This is a genomic window from Azotobacter chroococcum (genome assembly GCF_004339665.1).
Taxonomy (GTDB): Bacteria; Pseudomonadota; Gammaproteobacteria; order Pseudomonadales; family Pseudomonadaceae; genus Azotobacter; species Azotobacter chroococcum.
On the sequence record NZ_SMMU01000003.1, the window covers coordinates 258,441 to 276,424 of the forward strand.

The 17,984-nt window shown below is 65.6% G+C and carries 16 protein-coding genes; 9 read left to right on the forward strand and 7 right to left on the reverse strand.

The annotated features are described in order from the left end of the window. Positions 1-64: 64 nt before the first annotated feature. Positions 65-517 (reverse strand): DciA family protein, encoded by a 453-nt coding sequence (locus tag EV691_RS05235; RefSeq protein WP_131300269.1) that lies wholly within the window; start codon positions 515-517, stop codon positions 65-67. 265 nt (positions 518-782) lie between these two features. Between EV691_RS05235 and secA the strand changes: the two genes are divergently transcribed. The 4 genes from secA to EV691_RS05255 all read left to right on the forward strand — a co-directional run bounded on the left by secA (position 783) and on the right by EV691_RS05255 (position 6,557). After that, on the forward strand, positions 783-3,527 hold the full coding sequence (gene secA, locus EV691_RS05240; protein WP_131300236.1) for a preprotein translocase subunit SecA: 2,745 nt from the start codon (positions 783-785) through the stop codon (positions 3,525-3,527). A gap of 153 nt (positions 3,528-3,680) precedes the next feature. Continuing rightward, positions 3,681-4,898 carry a bifunctional glutamate N-acetyltransferase/amino-acid acetyltransferase ArgJ gene (gene argJ, locus EV691_RS05245; protein WP_131300238.1) on the forward strand — a complete coding sequence of 406 codons (1,218 nt, stop codon included), beginning with the start codon at positions 3,681-3,683 and terminating at the stop codon, positions 4,896-4,898. A gap of 76 nt (positions 4,899-4,974) precedes the next feature. Continuing rightward, positions 4,975-5,619, forward strand: coding sequence for a glutathione S-transferase family protein (locus EV691_RS05250; RefSeq protein WP_090734315.1), 645 nt, complete (start codon positions 4,975-4,977; stop codon positions 5,617-5,619). After that, positions 5,616-6,557, forward strand: a complete 942-nt coding sequence (locus EV691_RS05255) for a Nudix family hydrolase (RefSeq protein ID WP_131300240.1) — start codon at positions 5,616-5,618, stop codon at positions 6,555-6,557. Before EV691_RS05250 ends, EV691_RS05255 begins: the two co-directional genes overlap by 4 nt. On the opposite strand, the gene EV691_RS05260 is transcribed toward EV691_RS05255, so the two are convergent. The 3 genes from EV691_RS05260 to EV691_RS05270 are packed head-to-tail and all read right to left on the reverse strand — an operon-like array spanning position 6,558 to position 10,169. Next, on the reverse strand, positions 6,558-7,136 hold the full coding sequence (locus EV691_RS05260; protein WP_131300242.1) for a cob(I)yrinic acid a,c-diamide adenosyltransferase: 579 nt from the start codon (positions 7,134-7,136) through the stop codon (positions 6,558-6,560). A 21-nt stretch (positions 7,137-7,157) separates the two neighbouring features. Continuing rightward, positions 7,158-9,173 carry a sensor histidine kinase gene (locus EV691_RS05265; RefSeq protein WP_131300244.1) on the reverse strand — a complete coding sequence of 672 codons (2,016 nt, stop codon included), beginning with the start codon at positions 9,171-9,173 and terminating at the stop codon, positions 7,158-7,160. Between the two features lie 45 nt (positions 9,174-9,218). Continuing rightward, on the reverse strand, positions 9,219-10,169 hold the full coding sequence (locus EV691_RS05270) for a putative 2-dehydropantoate 2-reductase (protein WP_165496585.1): 951 nt from the start codon (positions 10,167-10,169) through the stop codon (positions 9,219-9,221). 150 nt (positions 10,170-10,319) lie between these two features. On the opposite strand from EV691_RS05270, the gene EV691_RS05275 reads away from it, so the two are divergent. Beyond that, complete coding sequence (locus tag EV691_RS05275; protein WP_039805567.1) at positions 10,320-10,799, forward strand: YajQ family cyclic di-GMP-binding protein; 480 nt, start codon at positions 10,320-10,322, stop codon at positions 10,797-10,799. A gap of 84 nt (positions 10,800-10,883) precedes the next feature. Here EV691_RS05275 and EV691_RS05280 read toward each other — a convergent pair whose 3' ends face one another. The 3 genes from EV691_RS05280 to EV691_RS05290 are packed head-to-tail and all read right to left on the reverse strand — an operon-like array spanning position 10,884 to position 13,634. Further along, complete coding sequence (locus tag EV691_RS05280) at positions 10,884-12,431, reverse strand: AmpG family muropeptide MFS transporter (RefSeq protein ID WP_089167445.1); 1,548 nt, start codon at positions 12,429-12,431, stop codon at positions 10,884-10,886. Beyond that, positions 12,421-12,834, reverse strand: coding sequence for an MGMT family protein (locus EV691_RS05285; RefSeq protein ID WP_131300246.1), 414 nt, complete (start codon positions 12,832-12,834; stop codon positions 12,421-12,423). Before EV691_RS05285 ends, EV691_RS05280 begins: the two co-directional genes overlap by 11 nt. Before the next feature lie 41 nt (positions 12,835-12,875). Then, positions 12,876-13,634, reverse strand: coding sequence for an SDR family oxidoreductase (locus EV691_RS05290; protein ID WP_131300248.1), 759 nt, complete (start codon positions 13,632-13,634; stop codon positions 12,876-12,878). A 111-nt stretch (positions 13,635-13,745) separates the two neighbouring features. On the opposite strand from EV691_RS05290, the gene EV691_RS05295 reads away from it, so the two are divergent. The 4 genes from EV691_RS05295 (at position 13,746) to groL (ending at position 17,303) form a co-directional block, all read left to right on the forward strand. Beyond that, a complete protein-coding gene (locus tag EV691_RS05295; RefSeq protein WP_242672602.1) occupies positions 13,746-14,477 on the forward strand; it encodes a HugZ family pyridoxamine 5'-phosphate oxidase in 732 nt (243 codons plus the stop codon). 69 nt (positions 14,478-14,546) lie between these two features. After that, complete coding sequence (locus tag EV691_RS05300; protein WP_131256438.1) at positions 14,547-15,014, forward strand: FxsA family protein; 468 nt, start codon at positions 14,547-14,549, stop codon at positions 15,012-15,014. Positions 15,015-15,322: 308 nt separating this feature from the next. Continuing rightward, positions 15,323-15,616, forward strand: a complete 294-nt coding sequence (locus tag EV691_RS05305; RefSeq protein WP_089167450.1) for a co-chaperone GroES — start codon at positions 15,323-15,325, stop codon at positions 15,614-15,616. Between the two features lie 46 nt (positions 15,617-15,662). Further along, positions 15,663-17,303 carry a chaperonin GroEL gene (gene groL, locus EV691_RS05310; protein ID WP_131300253.1) on the forward strand — a complete coding sequence of 547 codons (1,641 nt, stop codon included), beginning with the start codon at positions 15,663-15,665 and terminating at the stop codon, positions 17,301-17,303. Positions 17,304-17,984: the final 681 nt, after the last annotated feature.

The following is a 17,984-nucleotide window of genomic DNA, read 5'->3' on the forward strand; positions in this document are numbered from 1 at the left end:
CCTGGCGTTTTTTCCCTTTTTCCTTTTCCTTATCAAGGCCACCTGCCGGTGGCCTTTCTTTTGGCTACTCGGGCTGGGCATGCCGGGCCAGCCGCTCCAGGGCGGCGCGGAGCCTGGGGTCGTCGATGCCTTCGGCGGCAGTCTGGATGCTTTCAGCAGCGGCCGGGGACAGCTTGATCGTGCGGCTGGATGAGGACCCCGTCTGCATGGGCGGCTGCACCTTGAAGAGAATCCTGGTCAGCCCCCGGAACGCCTCCAAGGTCAGCAACTGACGCTGCAGGCGGCGTTGCTGGTAGCGCAGCCGGGTGGCCCACTGGCTGTCGGTGACGATCAGCAGCAGGCAGCCTTCGCGCCACGAGGCCACATGGCAATGCCCGCGTGCGGCAGGTTGCAGCTGGCTGTCGAGCAGCCGCTGCAGCTGGGCCAGCTGTTGTGCCTGACTGAACAGTGACTTGAGTGGCTTGGCCTGGCGCAACAGCGCGGCAGGGGCCTGGGCCGGCAAGGGGCGAAAGGTCATGGTGGTTGGCCTGAGGCTGCGGATGCCCATGGTAGCAGATCCCATACCTCCTCCGGTCCGGCTCCGGGAGTTGATGGTCATGCTTGCGCCCAGCATGCGGCCCTTGGCATTTTTGGCGTGTGGCCGATCCTATGCTGCATGATGCCGCTTTTCTTGCCGGGCGGGTTTACGAGTAGAATGCCCCTTTTCCCATTGCGGCCGTCTTCGGCTGCCGGGTCGGCCCCGTGCCCGCTCTCCATTCATATGTGAGGAAGAACCTGTCGATATGTTTGCGCCTTTGTTGAGAGTGCTCTTTGGAAGCAAGAACGATCGTGAAGTCAAACGCATGCGTCGAGCCGTGCGGGCGATCAATGCCCTCGAAGAGCAGATGGTGGCGCTGACGGACGAGCAGCTGCGCACCAGGACCGAGGAGTTCAGGGAGCGTCTCGGCAAGGGCGAAACCCTCGACCAGCTGTTGCCGGAGGCCTTCGCCGTCGCCCGCGAAGCGGGCAAGCGGGTGATGGGTATGCGCCACTTCGATGTGCAGCTGATCGGTGCCATGGTTCTGCACGAAGGCAAGATCGCCGAGATGCGCACCGGTGAAGGCAAGACCCTGGTGGCGACCCTGGCCGTCTATCTCAATGCTCTGGCCGGCAAGGGCGTGCACGTTGTGACGGTGAACGACTACCTGGCCCGCCGCGACGCCAACTGGATGCGCCCGCTGTACGAGTTTCTCGGTCTTTCCGTCGGCGTGGTCACGCCCTTCCAGCCGCCGGAGGAGAAGCGCGCCGCCTACGCTGCCGACATCACCTACGGCACCAACAACGAGTTCGGCTTCGACTACCTGCGCGACAACATGGCCTTCAGCCTGGAGGACAAGTTCCAGCGCGAACTCAACTATGCGGTGATCGACGAGGTCGACTCCATCCTGATCGACGAGGCGCGCACGCCGTTGATCATTTCCGGCCAGGCCGAGGACAGCTCCCAGCTGTACCTGCAGATCAACGCCCTGATTCCGCAGCTGAAGCGCCATATCGAGGAAGAGGAGGGCGTGGTCACCCAGGAGGGGCACTACAGCGTCGACGAGAAAACCCGGCAGATCGAGCTGAACGAGCAGGGCCACCAGTTCATCGAGGAGCTGCTGACCCGCGTCGGCCTGCTGCCCGAGGGCGACAACCTCTACTCCGCCCACAACCTGCCGCTGCTGACCCATGTCTATGCAGGCCTGCGCGCGCACGTCCTGTTCCATCGCAACGTCGAGTACATCGTGCAGGGCAACCAGGTGCTGCTGATCGACGAGCACACCGGCCGGACCATGCCCGGTCGCCGCCTCTCCGAGGGGCTGCACCAGGCTATCGAGGCCAAGGAGGGGCTGCCGATTCAGGCAGAAAGCCAGACTCTGGCCTCGACCACCTTCCAGAACTACTTCCGCCTCTACCACAAGCTCGCCGGCATGACCGGCACCGCCGACACCGAGGCCTTCGAGTTCCGTCAGATCTACGGCCTCGACGTGGTGGTGATTCCGACCCACCGGCCGATCGCGCGCAAGGACTTCAACGACTTGGTCTACCTGACCCAGGAAGAGAAGTACGCGGCGATTATCGTCGACATCAAGGAGTGCCAGGCCCAGGGGCGCCCGGTTCTGGTTGGGACCGCCTCGATCGAGAGTTCCGAATACGTTTCCCTGCTGCTGAAGAAGGAAGGTATTGCGCACCAAGTGCTCAACGCCAAGTATCACGAGAAGGAAGCCGAGATCATCGCCCAGGCCGGTCGTCCCGGTGCGGTGACCATCGCCACCAACATGGCCGGCCGGGGTACGGACATCCTCCTCGGCGGCAACTGGGAGGTCGAGGTCGCGTCGCTGGGTGAGCCGGGCGAAGAGCAGGTCGCGCAGATCAAGGCCGACTGGCAGAAGCGCCACCAGCAGGTGATCGAGTCCGGCGGACTGCATGTGATCGCCTCCGAGCGCCATGAGTCCCGGCGCATTGACAACCAGCTGCGCGGCCGGTCCGGCCGCCAGGGAGACCCGGGCTCCAGCCGCTTCTACCTGTCCTTGGAAGACAATCTGATGCGCATCTTCGCCTCCGACCGGGTGAAGAACTTCATGAAGGCGCTCGGCATGCAGTCCGGCGAGGCCATCGAGCACCGCATGGTGACCAATGCCATCGAGAAGGCCCAGCGCAAGGTCGAGGGGCGCAACTTCGACATGCGCAAGCAACTGCTCGAATTCGACGACGTGGCCAACGAGCAGCGCAAGGTAATCTACCATATGCGCAACAACCTGCTGGTGGCCGAGGACATCGGCGAAACCATCGCCGAATTCCGCGAGGAGGTGCTGGGCGCCGCCATCGACCAGCACATTCCGCCGCAGTCGCTGCCCGAGCAGTGGGACATCGCCGGTCTGGAAGCCGCCCTGCAGGGTGATTTCGGCGTGCAGCTGCCGTTGCAGCAGTGGCTCGACGAGGACGACAGGCTCCATGAGGAGGCGTTGCGCGAGCGCATCCTCGAAGCGCTGCTGGCGGCCTACCGGGAGAAGGAGGAGATCGCTGGCGCCGAAGCCTTGCGCACCTTCGAGAAGCAGATCCTGCTGCGCGTGCTGGACGACCTGTGGAAGGATCATCTGTCGACCATGGATCACCTGCGCCACGGCATCCACCTGCGCGGCTACGCGCAGAAGAATCCCAAGCAGGAATACAAGCGCGAGTCCTTCGAGCTGTTCCAGTCCCTGCTCGAGTCGATCAAGCGCGATGCCATCCGCGTGCTCTCCCATGTGCAGGTCCGCCGCGAGGATCCGGCCGAGGAAGAGGAGCGTCTGCGCCGCGAGGCCGAGGCCCTGGCCCGGCGCATGCAGTTCCAGCATGCCACTGCTTCGGCCCTGGCCCCGCAGACGGAGGACGGCGACCTTGAGGTCGTCGAGGAGCCCCAGGCGGGCGCCGTGCCGGTGCGCCCCGAGCCGAAAATCGGGCGCAACGAGCCCTGTCCCTGCGGGTCCGGCAAGAAGTACAAGCACTGCCACGGGCAGCTCAACTAGAGTTGTCAGGCTGCGTTTCGACGCAGCAGGTTCGGAATGCGCAAAGCCGCGTCCGCAGCGCCGCGCCCGGTCGGACCGGGCGCGGCGTTTTTCCGCCCGTTCCCCGTACCCCCGGTACGCTCACTCAACAGAATCTATACGAAGGAGCCCTTCATGGCTGTCGGTCTTGGCCCTCTGCCCATCCTGCACCCGGTCCCCGGTTTCGAACTCGGCATCGCCTCCGCCGGCATCAAGCGCCCCGGGCGCAAGGATGTGGTGGTGATGCGCTGTGCCGAAGGCTCCACGGTTGCCGGGGTGTTCACCCTCAATGCCTTCTGCGCGGCGCCGGTGATCCTCGCCAAACAGCGCGTGCAGGGCACCGTGCGTTACCTGCTGACCAATACCGGCAACGCCAACGCCGGCACCGGCGAACCAGGCCTGCAGGCTGCCGCACATACCTGTGCCCGCCTGGCCGAGCTGGCCGGGGTCGATGAAGGGGCGGTGCTGCCGTTTTCCACCGGGGTGATTGGCGAGCCGCTGCCGGTGGAGAAGATCGAGGCCGCGCTACCGGCCGCTCTGGCCGATCTCAAGGTCGACAACTGGGCGGTCGCCGCCGAAGCCATCATGACCACTGACACCCTGCCCAAGGGCGCCAGCCGGCAGTTCGTGCATGACGGGGTGACCGTCACCGTCACCGGCATCTCGAAGGGCGCCGGGATGATCCGTCCGAACATGGCCACCATGCTCGGCTACATCGCTACCGATGCCAGGGTCGCCCAGCCGGTGCTGCAGGACCTGTTGCGCGATGCGGCGAACAAGTCCTTCAACCGCATCACCATCGACGGCGATACCTCCACCAACGACTGCTGCATGCTGGTCGCCACCGGCCAGGCGGCGCTGCCGGAAATCCGCGAAGCGAAGGGCGAGCTGTTCGCCAAGCTGAAGCAGGCGGTGTTCGAGGTGAGTATGGAGGTGGCCCAGGCCATCGTCCGCGACGGCGAAGGCGCGACCAAATTCGTCACCGTGCAGGTCAACGGCGGTGCCACCCATCAGGAGTGTCTGGACGTTGGCTACGCCGTGGCCCACTCGCCGCTGATCAAGACTGCGCTGTTTGCCTCCGACCCGAACTGGGGGCGCATCCTCGCCGCCGTCGGCCGCGCCGGTGTGCCGCAGCTCGACGTGAGCCGGATCGACGTCTTCCTCGGCGAGGTCTGCATCGCCAGGCAGGGCGGCCGTGCACCGACCTACACCGAGGAGCAGGGCGCCGCGGTGATGGCCGAGGCGGAGATCGGCATCCGCATCGAGCTGGGCCGGGGCGACTGCAGCGAAACCATCTGGACCACCGACCTGTCCCACGAGTACGTGAAGATCAACGCCGAGTACCGGACGTAAGCGCCGCCTCGCGCCACCGGCTGCGGGCTTCCGGCGGCACTCGCACCGCGAGCGGCCCGCAGCCAAGGAGACTGCCATGTCCTTGACCCTGATCATCGGTAACAAGAACTACTCCTCCTGGTCGATGCGCGCCGCCCTAGTGCTGGAGCTGACCGAGGAGCCCTATGCGGAGGTGCGGATTCCCCTGTATCAGCAGGCGAGTCGCGCCCGCCTGCTGAGCCACTCGCCGACCGGCAAGGTGCCGGTGCTGCTGACCGAGGAGGGACCGATCTGGGACTCCCTGGCAATCGCCGAGTACCTGGCCGAAACCTACGGCGAGTGCCATCTCTGGCCACGCGGCGAATATGCGCGGGCAGTGGCGCGCTCGGTGTGTGCCGAGATGCACAGCGGCTTTGCCGCGCTGCGCAGCCACCTGCCGATGGACCTCAGGCGCCGCCCGAAACCGCTGGCACTGCCGCTGCCGGCTACCGTGCAGGAGGATATCGGCCGCATCTGCGCGCTCTGGGCCGATTGCCGGCAGCGCTTCGGTGCGGACGGAGCCTTCCTGTTCGGCCATGCCGGCATCGCCGACGCCTTCTATGCGCCGGTGGCGGCGCGGCTGCGCGGCTATGCGGTGGCCCTGCCGGAGCCGGCGGCGGCCTACGTGGAAACCCTCTACCAGTGGCCAGCCTTCCAGCGCTGGTACCAGGCGGCCCTGCAGGAAACGGAGACGATCGAATGAAGCGTGTGCATGTCGCGGCGGCAGTGATTCGCGGTGCCAACGGCCGGGTCCTGCTCGCCAGGCGCCCCGAGGACAAGCATCAGGGCGGCCTCTGGGAGTTCCCCGGCGGCAAGGTCGAGGCGGGGGAGGCGGTCGAGACCGCCCTGGCCCGCGAGCTGGAGGAGGAGCTGGGCATCCGCGTGGCCGCTGCCAGGCCGCTGATCCAGATACGCCACGACTACCCCGACCAGCGCGTGCTGCTGGATGTCTGGGAGGTTGGCGCTTTCGCCGGCGAGCCCCACGGTGCCGAAGGCCAGGCGCTGGCCTGGGTCGCCCCGCGGCAGCTGCCGGAATATGAGTTTCCTGCCGCCAACTATCCGATCGTCGCCGCTGCCCGGCTGCCCGAGCGCTACCTGATCACGCCGGACAATCTCCCTTCGCAGGCGCTGCTGCAGGGCCTGCGAACCGCCCTCGAAGGAGGTGTCCGCCTGGTCCAGCTGCGCGCGCCGAATATGTACGATCCCGAATACCGCGATATGGCAGTCGATGTGCAGGGGCTTTGCGCCGGACGGGCACAGCTGATGCTCAAGGGGCCGCTGGAGTGGCTCGGCGATTTCCCGGCCGCCGGCTGGCACCTGACCGCCCGCCAGCTGCGCGAATACGCCGCCAACGGCCGACCCTTCCCGGCCGAGCGCTGGCTGGCGGCCTCCTGCCACGATGCTGAGGAACTGGCCCTGGCCGCGCGGATGGGCGTGGACTTCGTCACCCTGTCGCCGATCGAGGCCACCCGCAGTCATCCCGAAGTCCGGCCCCTGGGCTGGGAGCAGGCAGCCGAACTGCTGCAGGACTTCGACCGCCCGGCCTTTCTGCTCGGTGGACTCGACAGCCAGCATTTGATGCGTGCCTGGCAGGCCGGTGCCCAGGGCATCGCCGGCATCCGTGGGCTCTGGCCGGACTGATCAGGCGGGCGGATTGGCTGCCCGCCAGAGGATCTCTGCCCGGCCCTGACGGCGTGCGAGCAGCCGCGTGGCGACGAACAGCAGGTCGGAGAGCCGGTTGAGATAGGCGAGGAGTTCCGGGCGCAGTGCCTCGACGGTATTCAGCTGCTGGCAGCGCCGCTCGGCGTTGCGGGCCTGGCTGCGGCAGACATGGGCCTGAGCGATCAACCGCGAGCCCCCGGGCAGGATGAAGTCCTGCAGGGGCCCCAGCTCGGCGTTCCAGTGGTCGATGGCGGCCTCCAGGCGAGCGATCTCGCGCGCCTCGAGCGCCTGGTAGGCGGGCATCGCCAGTTCGCCGCCGAGATCGAACAGGCGGTGCTGGCAGGGCGCCAGGATTTCGCTCAGCTCACCAAGGCCCGGCCAACGCCCCTGCTGCTCGTCCAGCTCGGCGAGCAGCAGGCCGAGCTGGCTGTTCAGGCTGTCGACCTCGCCCATGGCCTCTATCCGGGGATGATCCTTGGGTACCCGGCGGCCATCGGCCAGGCCGGTTTCACCGGCATCGCCGGTGCGCGTGTAGATCTTCGAGAGTCGGTTGCCCATATCTGTCTCTGTCTGGCGGGCTCAGAGCTCGGCACCTTCCGGCGTTTCGGCCAGTTGCAGGCGCAGGGTGAAGCTGCTGCCCTGGCCGGGCCGCGACTGCACCTCCATCCGTCCCTTGTGGTTGTTGGTGATGATGAAATAGGACACCGACAGGCCGAGGCCGGTGCCCTGGCCGACTTCCTTGGTGGTGAAGAACGGCTCGAATATGCGCTTGCGCACGGTTTCGGGGATACCGATGCCGTTGTCCTCGATGATGATCTCCGCCCAGGGCGAATTGAGTCGGGTGCGCAGGACGATGCGCCCGGGTGGGCCGCTCTGGCGCTGGTGGATCGACTGGGCGGCGTTCTTCAGCAGGTTGAGCAGCACCTGTTCTAGTTCGTTGGCGATGACCAGCGCCGGACCGAGGTTCGGGTCGAAATCGCGCTGAATGCGGATGTTCTTGAAGTCGAAGCTCTCCGCCGGAGCGAAGTCGTTACCGGCGATTTCCAGGACCTGGTCGATCAGCGGCGGGAGCAGGGTGGGGGTCAGTTGCCGGTCGCTGCGCCGGCTGAAACTGAGCATGTGGCTGACGATCTTCGCCGCGCGGGTTCCGGCCTGCTGGATGCCGTCGAGCAACTGCGGCACCTCGCGCCGCTCCAGGTAGTCGTTCACTGCAGCCAGCGAAAGGCCGCATTCCTCGGCCTGTTCGAGGTTTTTCGGCAGCTCCGCTGACAGGCGCCGGCGGATGTTCTGCACATTGTGCAGGATGGCCCCCAGCGGGTTGTTGATCTCGTGGGCCATGCCGGCGGCGAGGCCGCCGACCGACAGCATCTTCTCCGACTGCACCATCATCTCCTCCATGGACAGGCGCTGGGTGATGTCGTCGATGCGGATCACCACGCCGCGCCCGCCGCCGCCCATCAGCGGGTAGAAAGTCAGTGCGTAGTGGCGGGGCTCGTCGTTGCGCATCCAGGTGACGCGCTCGATCTTCTCCACGTGGTGCCGCTCGACAGTGTGGCGGAGCTGGTTGAGGAACGGCTGCAGCGGCGGGAAGGCGAGGAAGATCGGCTGGTTCAGGGCCTCGTGCAGGGGCGTTCCCGACAGGCTGCTGGCCTCCTGGTTCCACTGGGTGACGTAGAGCTGTTCGTCGAGGGCGATCAGCGCCGAGGGCATGGAGTCGATGATGCTGTTGAGGTAGTTCTGGAAGCCGGTGAGCTTTTTCTCGATCTTGCTGCGTACCTGGACTTCCAGCTCCAGCTTGCGGTTGAAGCGGCGGGTTTCCTCGGTCAGGCTCTGAGCCTGGTCGAAGGCGCTCTGCGCCTCGTCGCGGGCACGCTTGAGCTGATGCTCGCGAGCCTCGATGCGCGACAGCATGGTGTTGAAGGCGTCGGCCAGGTTGCCGATCTCGTCCTGGTTGCCGCGCTTGGCGCGCAGCGAATAGTTCTCCTCGAGGGTGACCCGGCGCGACAGTTCCTCCAGCTTGCGGATCGGCCGGGTGACCAGTCGGCGAATCTGCCGGGCCACCAGCATCCACAGCAGCACGCTGAAGGCGAGGATCAGCAGGCTGGCGCTGAGAGTGCCGGTATAGAAGGCTCCCGGCAACTCGCTGGAGGCGACCAGCAGCAGATGGCCGGGGAGCTGTCCCGGTTGCGGCAGCTCGATCAGCTGGGTGACGCGGAATTCGAGCAGCCGCCAGGCCCGCACTTTGTCGACATGCTCCGGCAGCTGCAGCCTGTCGCCCCGCTGCAGCTGGGCGAGCAGCCGTCCGTCGTGGCCATACAGGGCGGCGCTGCGCAGCGGTGCATAGGACTCCAGGCGTTGCAGCACCTCCCGGGCCGCCTCCGGCGAGGCGAGGGCCTGGTGGGCAAGCGGCGGGCTGGCGATCAGTTGGCCGAGGCTGCCGAGTGCCTGGGGCGTCATGCTCTGCTGGGAGATCCAGTAGGCGGCGCTGATGAAAGCCAGGTTGGCCAGCAGCAGCACGGCAGCGAGCAGGATCACCAGAGCCGCCAGGAGCTTGCGGCCGACCGGCAGATTTTCGAGGCGCTGGCGCAGACCCATGGGCATCACGCGGCGGGGGAAGGAGTGGGCAGGGTAGCGCGGGCCTCAGTCGACCGGCAATCCGCGCTCGGCCAGATGCCGCTGCAGTCGCTGCTGCAGCGCCTGCAGGCGTGGCAGGTGCAGTTCCCGGCGTTCGGCCTCGCGGCAGGCATGGCCGAGCAGATAGGTGATCTCGCTGCGCCGGCCGCGGGCCACGTCTTGATGCATCGACGAATAGTTCGCCGCCGTGGCCTGGATCACCCGCTCGACCTCTTCCTGCAGGTCCTCGGCGGCGGCCGGCTGGTCGCAATGGCGCAGCAGTTCGGCCAGCTCGGCACAGAGCGCGGCGACTTCCCCGGCATGCGCCTGCAGGCCGCCGTTGCGGCAGTCGTGCAGGACGCTGAGCGGGTTGATCGCGCAGTTGAGGGCAAGCTTGCGCCATAGCCGGCCGTGGATCGCCTCGCTCCAGGTGTGGGGAATGCCGGCTGCGGCCAGTGCGTCCAGCCAGGCCGGCGGCCGACCTGTATCGCCGAGCCAGGTATGCCCCTGGCCGGCGAACACCACCCGGAAGTCGCCGTCGCGGAAGGCACCCTCGGTGGTCGAGGCGGGCAGGCAGCGGCGTCCGGGCAGCCGGGCGGCAACCGCCTCCTGGCTGCCGAGGCCGTTCTGCAGCAGGACCAGTTCGGCGCCCGGTCCCAGCCGGGGCGCCAGGCGCTCGGCCGCCGCTGCCGCGTCATAGGCCTTGCAGGCCAGCAGCAGGCGGCGGATGGGCGTAGCGGCGCCGAGGCTCTCGGCCGGAATCGGATACAGCTGTTCGGCCCCGTCCTCCACCAGCCGCAGGCCGCCGGCGACCCGGTAGGCGGCCAGCCGCTCTGGATTGCGCAGGATCAGCCGCACCGGCAGGCCGGCGCGGGACAGGCGCACGGCCCAGAGGCTGCCCAGGCTGCCGGCGCCGAGCACGTGCCAGGTCGTCTCGCTGGCAGGGGACTGGGATGCATCGAGCGGGGGCAGGGACATGGCTGGACTCGCTGGTGGGCTTTGGGGCGGGCAAGGGCGGCGGTCGTTGTGCAGTGCGCCTTGGTCGAGCCGTTATAATGACTGGTCATTTCAACCGTCAAGCCAGGCGCCCGCTGCGATGTCGGCCGCGCCCCCAACTGGAGGAATCCCATGCCCTCGTTCGACGTGGTGTCCGAACTGGACAAGCACGAAGTCACCAATGCCATCGACAATGCGATCAAGGAGCTGGACCGGCGCTACGACCTGCGCGGCAAAGGCAGCTTCGAGTTCAAGGAGAAGACGGTCACCCTGACCGCCGAGGCCGACTTCCTGCTCGAGCAGATGATCGAGATCCTCAAGCTGGCCCTGATCAAGCGCAAGATCGATATCCAGTGCCTGGAATACAAGGACCCCTACGCCTCTGGCAAAGTGGTCAAGCAGGAGGTGGTCCTGCGCGAAGGCATCGACAAGGAGCTGGCGAAGAAGATCGTCGCGCTGATCAAGGACGCCAAGCTCAAGGTGCAGGCGGCGATCCAGGGCGAGCAGGTGCGCGTCACCGGCAAGAAGCGCGACGACCTGCAGGAGGCCATCGCTCTGCTGCGCACCCAAGAGCTGGGCATGCCGCTGCAGTTCAACAACTTCCGCGACTGACCCGCTCCGCGCCTCGGGACGCTGTGTCCGATATGCAATCGCCCCGGTCAGGCCGGGGCGATTGCATTGTGGGGCGCGCCAGGGTCAGGTCCGTTCGGTCACCGCATCGCCGTCTTCCGAGGGCTCTGGGGCGAGAGGCTGCTGCCGCGACTGCCAGAGAATCAGCAGCAGGGTCGGCACGCCGAGCAGGGCGGTGAACAGGAAGAACTGGCCGTAGCCGTGCTTTTCCACCAGCACGCCGGAATAGCCGCCGATCAGTCGCGGCAGCAGCAGCATGATCGAGCTGAGCAGGGCGTACTGGGTGGCGGAGAATTTCAGGCTGGTCAGGCTCGACAGGTAGGCGACGAAGGCCGAGGTCGCCAGGCCGGAGCTGAAGTTGTCGCAGGAGATGGTCACTACCAGCATTTCCAGGTTGGCACCCATGCTGGTCAGCATCAGGAACAGCAGGTTGGTGGCGGCGGAGGCCACACCGCCAATGAAGAGGATCGGCAGGATGCCGAAGCGGACGATCAGCAGGCCGCCGAAGCCGGCGCCGAGCAGGGTCATGATCAGGCCGAACAGCTTGCTGACGCTGGCGATCTGCTCCTTGCTGAAGCCCTGGTCGATGTAGAACACGTTGGCCATCACGCCGAGCACCGTATCCGACAGGCGGTAGGTGGCGATCAGGCCGAGCAGCAGCAGAGCCTGCCAGCGGTAGCGCTGGATGAAGTCGCTGATCGGCGTCAGCACCGGCGCCAGGCTGCGCCGACCCATGGCCGACAGGCACAGGGTGGTGAGGATGAGGTAGAGCAGAAAGCGCAGGAAGGCGCGATCTTCGCCGATCAGCTCGACCACGCCCATCCGGCCCTGCAGCACCAGCAGGATGTCGCTGCTGTAGAGCTGGGTGAAGGTCGCCGGCACCGAGACCATCAGCACGATCAACACCAGGATCGACAGCATCTGGTGGTTGAAGCTGAAGCGCGCCGCCTCCTGCTGGGTCTGCTGGGGGACCGCAGGTTCGCGCATCAGCAGGGTGGTGGTCAGGCCGGGCAGCATCAGCAGAGCGAACATCAGGTAGGTGGAACCCCAGGCGGAAGCCTTGTAGAGCCCGCTGGTGGAGCCGAACCAGTCGGCAAAGTACAGGGCCCCGGCGGTGGCCAGCAGGGCGGATACCCGGTAGCCGGCCATGTAGCTGGCCGCCAGGGCGGCCTGGCGGGTGCCTTCGGCAATCTCCAGACGATAGGCATCCACCGCGATGTCCTGGGTGGCCGAGGCGAAGGCGACCAGCACGGCCAGGGCAATCAGCCAGGGCAGGGAGTTCTGCGGATCGCACAGCGCCATCCCGGCCAGCCCCAGGGCGACCAGTACCTGCGACAGCAACAGCCAGGATCGCCGCCGGCCGAGGCGGCCGAGCAGCGGCAGGCGCCACTGGTCGAGCAAGGGAGCCCACATCCACTTGAAGGCGTAGGCCAGGCCGATCAGGCTGGCATATCCGATGGTCTCGCGGGCGACCCCGGCTTCGCGCAGCCACACCGACAGGGTGGAAAACACCAGCATGTACGGCAGACCGGCAGCAAAGCCAAGCAGCAGCAGGGCCAAGGTAGCAGGGCTGGCATAGGCGGCAAGGGCATCGCGCCAGGATTTATGGGACATGGGACTTCGTGGTGGCGGGCAAAGGGCGCACTCTAACCGCAGCGTCATCCGGATTCCAGCTATGTCGGCGAATATCCACGCGATTGTCATGCACGGTCAGTCCCTCGGCGCGCAGGCGGGCGCGTTGCTCGTCGCCGGCGGGGCTGCCCAGCGCCAGGCTGAGCCGGCCGTCGGCGGCGACCACGCGGTGCCAGGGCAGGCGGGTGTCTTCCGGCAACTGTGCCAGGATACGACCGACCCAGCGGGCAGCCCGGCCGAGTCCGGCCAGTTCGGCGAGGCGTCCGTAGCTGATCACCTGCCCGGCCGGCACCCTGGCCAGGGTCTGGTACAGGGCCTGCCGACGGCTGGCGGCATTCTCCGCTGCGGGCTCGTGGGCTTGGTTGAGGTGGTTTGCGGGATACATGGGAGAAACGGCTCCAGGCTTTTGCCCGGAGCCTGCCGTCCTTATAAGCGCAGACCGCCATCCAGTTCGATGACGCGACCGGTGAAGTAGTCGTTTTCGAAGATGAAGGCGGCGGCATGGGCGATTTCCGCGGGCGTGCCCATGCGCTTGAGCGGGATGCCGGCGGTCATCTTTTCCAGCGCCTCGGGGCGCATGCTGGCGGTCATCTCGGTCTCGATGAAGCCGGGGGCGATGGCCGCCACGCGAATGCCGTAGCGCGCCAGCTCCTTGGCCCAAACCACGGTATCGGCCGCCACCCCGGCCTTGGCCGCCGAATAGTTGGCCTGGCCCATGTTGCCGGCCCGGGAAATGGAGGAGATGTTGACGATCGCGCCCTGGCTGCCCAATTCGACCATCTTCGCCGCCACCTCCCGCGTGCAGAGGAACACGCCGGTCAGGTTGACGTCGATCACCGCCTGCCATTGGGCCAGACTCAGGGTGGTCAGTTCGCCATCCTTGAGCTTGACGGTGAGTCCGTCGCGAAGGATGCCGGCGTTGTTCACCAGACCGTTGATCGCTCCGAAGTCCTTCGCCACCTGGTCGACCATCCGCATGACCTCTTCTTCCCGGGCGACATTGCACAGGTAGGCACGGGCCTCGCCGCCGGCCGCCCGGCAGGCAGTGACGGCGGCGTCGAGCTTTTCCGCGTTGAGATCGACAAGCGCGAGCTTTGCGCCTCTGGCTGCCAGATATTCGGCCATGGCCCGCCCCAGCCCCTGACAACCCCCAGTGATGATGATGACCTTATCGTTCAGTTGCATCTGCTATCCCTCTTTGGGATGGATTCACTGTTGCCTTGCCGGTGCCGTTACTCGTTATGCTGGGCACTCGTCCGTTGCAACGGATCTTCGACGAGGAGTCATAAGGTGAGCGTGAAGGTGAAGGACCTAAAGGATGCCCGACAATTATTACTCAAAGAGTACCGCGGAGCGCTAGCAACCCTGTCCCAGAGCCTCCCTGGTTTTCCTTTCGGATCAGCGGTGCCCTACTGCCTGGATGCGGCGGGCCGCCCGCTGCTCCTGATCAGCCGGATCGCCCAGCACACCCGCAACCTTCAGGCCGACGGCAGGTGTTCACTGCTGGTCGGCGAGCGCGGCGCGCTCGACGTGCAGGCCACCGGGCGCCTGACCCTCGTAGCCGAAGCCCGACAACTGCAGGACGAGGTCCTGATCGAGACGGCCGCTGCGCGCTACTACCGCTATTTCCCGGCTGCGCGTAACTACCACCGCGCCCACGACTTCGATTTCTGGGTGCTGGAGCCGGTGCGCTGGCGCTTCATCGGCGGCTTCGGCTCGATCCACTGGCTGGAGGGCGTGGAGCTGGCCAACCCCTTCGCCGGTGAGGTCGAAGCCGGTATGATCGAACACATGAATCGCGACCATGCCGAGGCCATTGCCCATTATGTCGAGCTGGCCGGGCTGCCGGCCGACGAGCTGGCGGAAATGGTCGGCATCGACAGTGAAGGCTTTCATCTGCGCATCGCTCAGGCGCTGTACTGGCTGCCCTTCCAAACACCCTGTAACAATCCCGCCATGGTGCGCCAGGCCTTGGTACAGCTGGCCCACGCCGCGGTCTGGCCGGCCGCCGGGCAGGAACAGGCTTGAATTGGCGGCGCAATGGGCCCATTTAGTAGTCAGTCAACCGGAAAACATCTTCCGTCCGGGAAATCATTGATGCGTGCTTTTCTACTGCTGTTTCTGCTGTTCCCCCTGCTCGAGCTGGCCGTGATGATCAAGGTCGGCTCTGCGATCGGTGTCCTGCCGACGCTGCTGCTGATCGTCCTCGGTGTGCTGGTGGGGGGGCTGGTCCTGCGACTCGCCGGCGTGGCGACCGCCTGGCGGGCCCGCGAGCGGCTGGCCCGCGGCGAGTTGCCGGAGCTGGAAATGCTCGACGGGCTGCTGGTCGCCATCGGTGGCGGCCTGCTGCTGCTGCCAGGCTTCGTCAGCGATCTGCTTGCCATACCTTGCCTGCTGCCCTTCACCCGGCACCTCTTGCTGGAGCGGCTGCGCCGCCGCACCGAGGAGCAGGCCTTGCGCCAGCGGGCCTTCTTCGACGATCTAGCCGCCCGCTCCGGGCAGTCCCGCCCGGATGCCTCCCGGCCCAATGTCATCGAGGGCGAGTACGAGCGCCGGGACGATTAGCCGTTTCCCTTCCTTCTGATCCACAGGCCTTCACCTTGCCTCCGGATTTTGGGCCGCACTGTCGGCCCTTCGGTCGCGCTGAGCCTTCACTCGCCCTTGGCCGATCGGCGGACGGAAAATTTTTCTCCACCACCCTTGAAATGCCCTTGAGCGCCCACATCTAGCGGACACCGCAAGGTTCCTGTCGGACGACAGGCTATCTTCCGCGGTCCCGCGTTGCGGGCCGCAACCGGCAGTGCCGGCTTTTACTAATGGGCCGATGAAGGCATCGGTTGCTGAAACGATAGAAAAACTAGGAGAGATCGACAATGAAGCTTCGTCCTCTGCATGACCGCGTCGTGATTCGCCGTAGCGAAGAAGAAACCAAGACCGCTGGTGGCATCGTGCTGCCGGGTTCCGCTGCCGAGAAGCCGAACCGTGGCGAAGTCGTCGCTGTCGGCACCGGTCGCGTGCTGGACAACGGCGAAGTCCGTCCGCTGGCCGTAAAGGTCGGTGACAAGGTGGTGTTTGGCCCCTATTCCGGCAACAACACCATCAAGGTCGATGGCGAAGATCTGCTGGTGATGGGCGAGAACGAAATCCTCGCCGTCGTCGAAGCCTGATTCCCGCGAGTCTCCGTAGAAAATCCAAGATTGAGGAACGATCAAAATGGCTGCAAAAGAAGTCAAGTTCGGTGATTCCGCTCGCAAGAAAATGCTGGTAGGCGTGAATGTCCTGGCTGATGCCGTCAAGGCCACCCTCGGCCCGAAAGGCCGTAACGTGGTTCTGGACAAGAGCTTCGGCGCACCGATCATCACTAAGGACGGCGTGTCCGTGGCCAAGGAAATCGAACTCAAGGACAAGTTCGAGAACATGGGCGCCCAACTGGTGAAAGACGTGGCTTCCAAGGCCAACGACGAAGCGGGCGACGGCACCACCACAGCCACCGTGCTGGCTCAGGCGATCGTCAACGAAGGCCTGAAGGCCGTTGCCGCCGGCATGAACCCGATGGATCTGAAGCGTGGCATCGACAAGGCCACCCATGCCATCGTCGCCGAGCTGAAGTCGCTGGCCAAGCCGTGCGCCGACGCCAAGGCAATCGCCCAGGTGGGCACCATCTCCGCCAACTCCGATGAGTCCATTGGCAACATCATTGCCGAGGCCATGAACAAGGTCGGCAAGGAAGGCGTGATTACCGTCGAGGAAGGTTCGGGTCTGGAAAACGAACTGTCCGTCGTCGAAGGCATGCAATTCGATCGCGGCTACCTGTCGCCGTACTTCATCAACAAGCCCGACACCATGGTCGCCGAGCTGGACAACCCGCTGCTGCTGCTGGTCGACAAGAAGATCTCCAACATCCGCGAACTGCTGCCGGTGCTGGAAGCCGTGGCCAAGTCCGGCCGTCCGCTGTTGATCGTCGCCGAAGATGTCGAGGGTGAAGCCCTGGCCACCCTGGTGGTCAACAACATGCGCGGCATCGTCAAAGTCGCCGCCGTGAAGGCTCCGGGCTTCGGCGATCGCCGCAAGGCCATGCTGCAGGACATCGCCATCCTGACCGGCGCCACCGTGATTTCCGAGGAAGTCGGTCTGAGCCTGGAAGGCGCCACCCTGGAGCACTTGGGTAACGCCAAGCGCGTCGTGCTGAACAAGGAAAACACCACCATCATCGACGGCGCCGGTGCCCAGGCCGACATCGAGGCCCGCGTTGCGCAGATCCGCAAGCAGATCGAGGAAACCTCCTCCGACTACGATCGCGAGAAGCTGCAGGAGCGTCTGGCCAAGCTGGCCGGTGGTGTTGCCGTGATCAAGGTCGGCGCCGCCACCGAAGTCGAGATGAAGGAGAAGAAGGCCCGCGTCGAAGACGCCCTGCACGCGACCCGTGCGGCGGTGGAAGAGGGCGTGGTCCCCGGCGGCGGCGTGGCTCTGGTGCGTGCACTGCAGGCCATCGAAGGCCTGAAGGGCGACAACGAAGATCAGAACGTCGGTATCGCCCTGCTGCGTCGCGCTGTCGAAGCGCCGCTGCGTCAGATCGTCGCCAACGCCGGCGGTGAGCCGAGCGTGGTGGTCGACAAGGTCAAGCAAGGTTCCGGCAACTTCGGCTTCAACGCCGCGACCGATACCTATGGCGACATGATCGAGATGGGCATCCTTGATCCGGCCAAGGTCACCCGTTCCGCGCTGCAGGCCGCTTCCTCCATCGGCAGTCTGATGATCACCACCGAAGCCATGGTCGCCGACATCGTCGAAGACAAGCCGGCTCCGGCCATGCCGGATATGGGCGGCATGGGCGGCATGGGCGGCATGATGTAGTGCGACGAGAGTCGCTATAGGTAGGAGTACCTAGCGGGCTACATCCTAGGCGGTCACCACATGGTTGGTGGCCGCTTTTCCCGCAAAACAGCTCTAAAAATCTGAGATCCGGGCGACAAAAGCCCGGATTCAGGGTGCCGTCAAGGCGCTAAGGATTCGGCAATTCGTTGCCTAAATATCCGGTCTTCCACCGTGGGGACCATAAAACGATATTCGTACTGAGCCTGTATTTCGTATTTTGAGTACAGGGGAGGTATGGGAGATCGTGTCCAAAAAGCTGGCTGCTCCTATCCGTAGGGCGCAAGCCATAGCTGTCATTGTCTCACCCGAAAACCGCAAGGTGGCCGGGACACGAGACCTTCTGTTCAGCCAGAAAGTAGCCTAGGGACAGTGCGTCGCCGGTAACGGCGGGGTGCGAAGCGTCCTGACAATGTAGTCCCACGAGGTTTGTGGTGTGTGGTCGCCGCGAGGCGCCATGCAGACCCTGCGAGCAACACGCGGGCGAGGCGCTAGGCTGGGTGGTACGGCCAACGTAAGTGAACTGCTGATAAACACCGTCAACCGCATGGAGCCAAAGTTGCTGACATGAACCGCCCCGGGAATCTCGGAGGCTCTTTGGTGTGAGTCATGCCGCCAGGGCTGACTCGTCGAGTTGTCGATAATACGTCGCTTCAGCTTCCG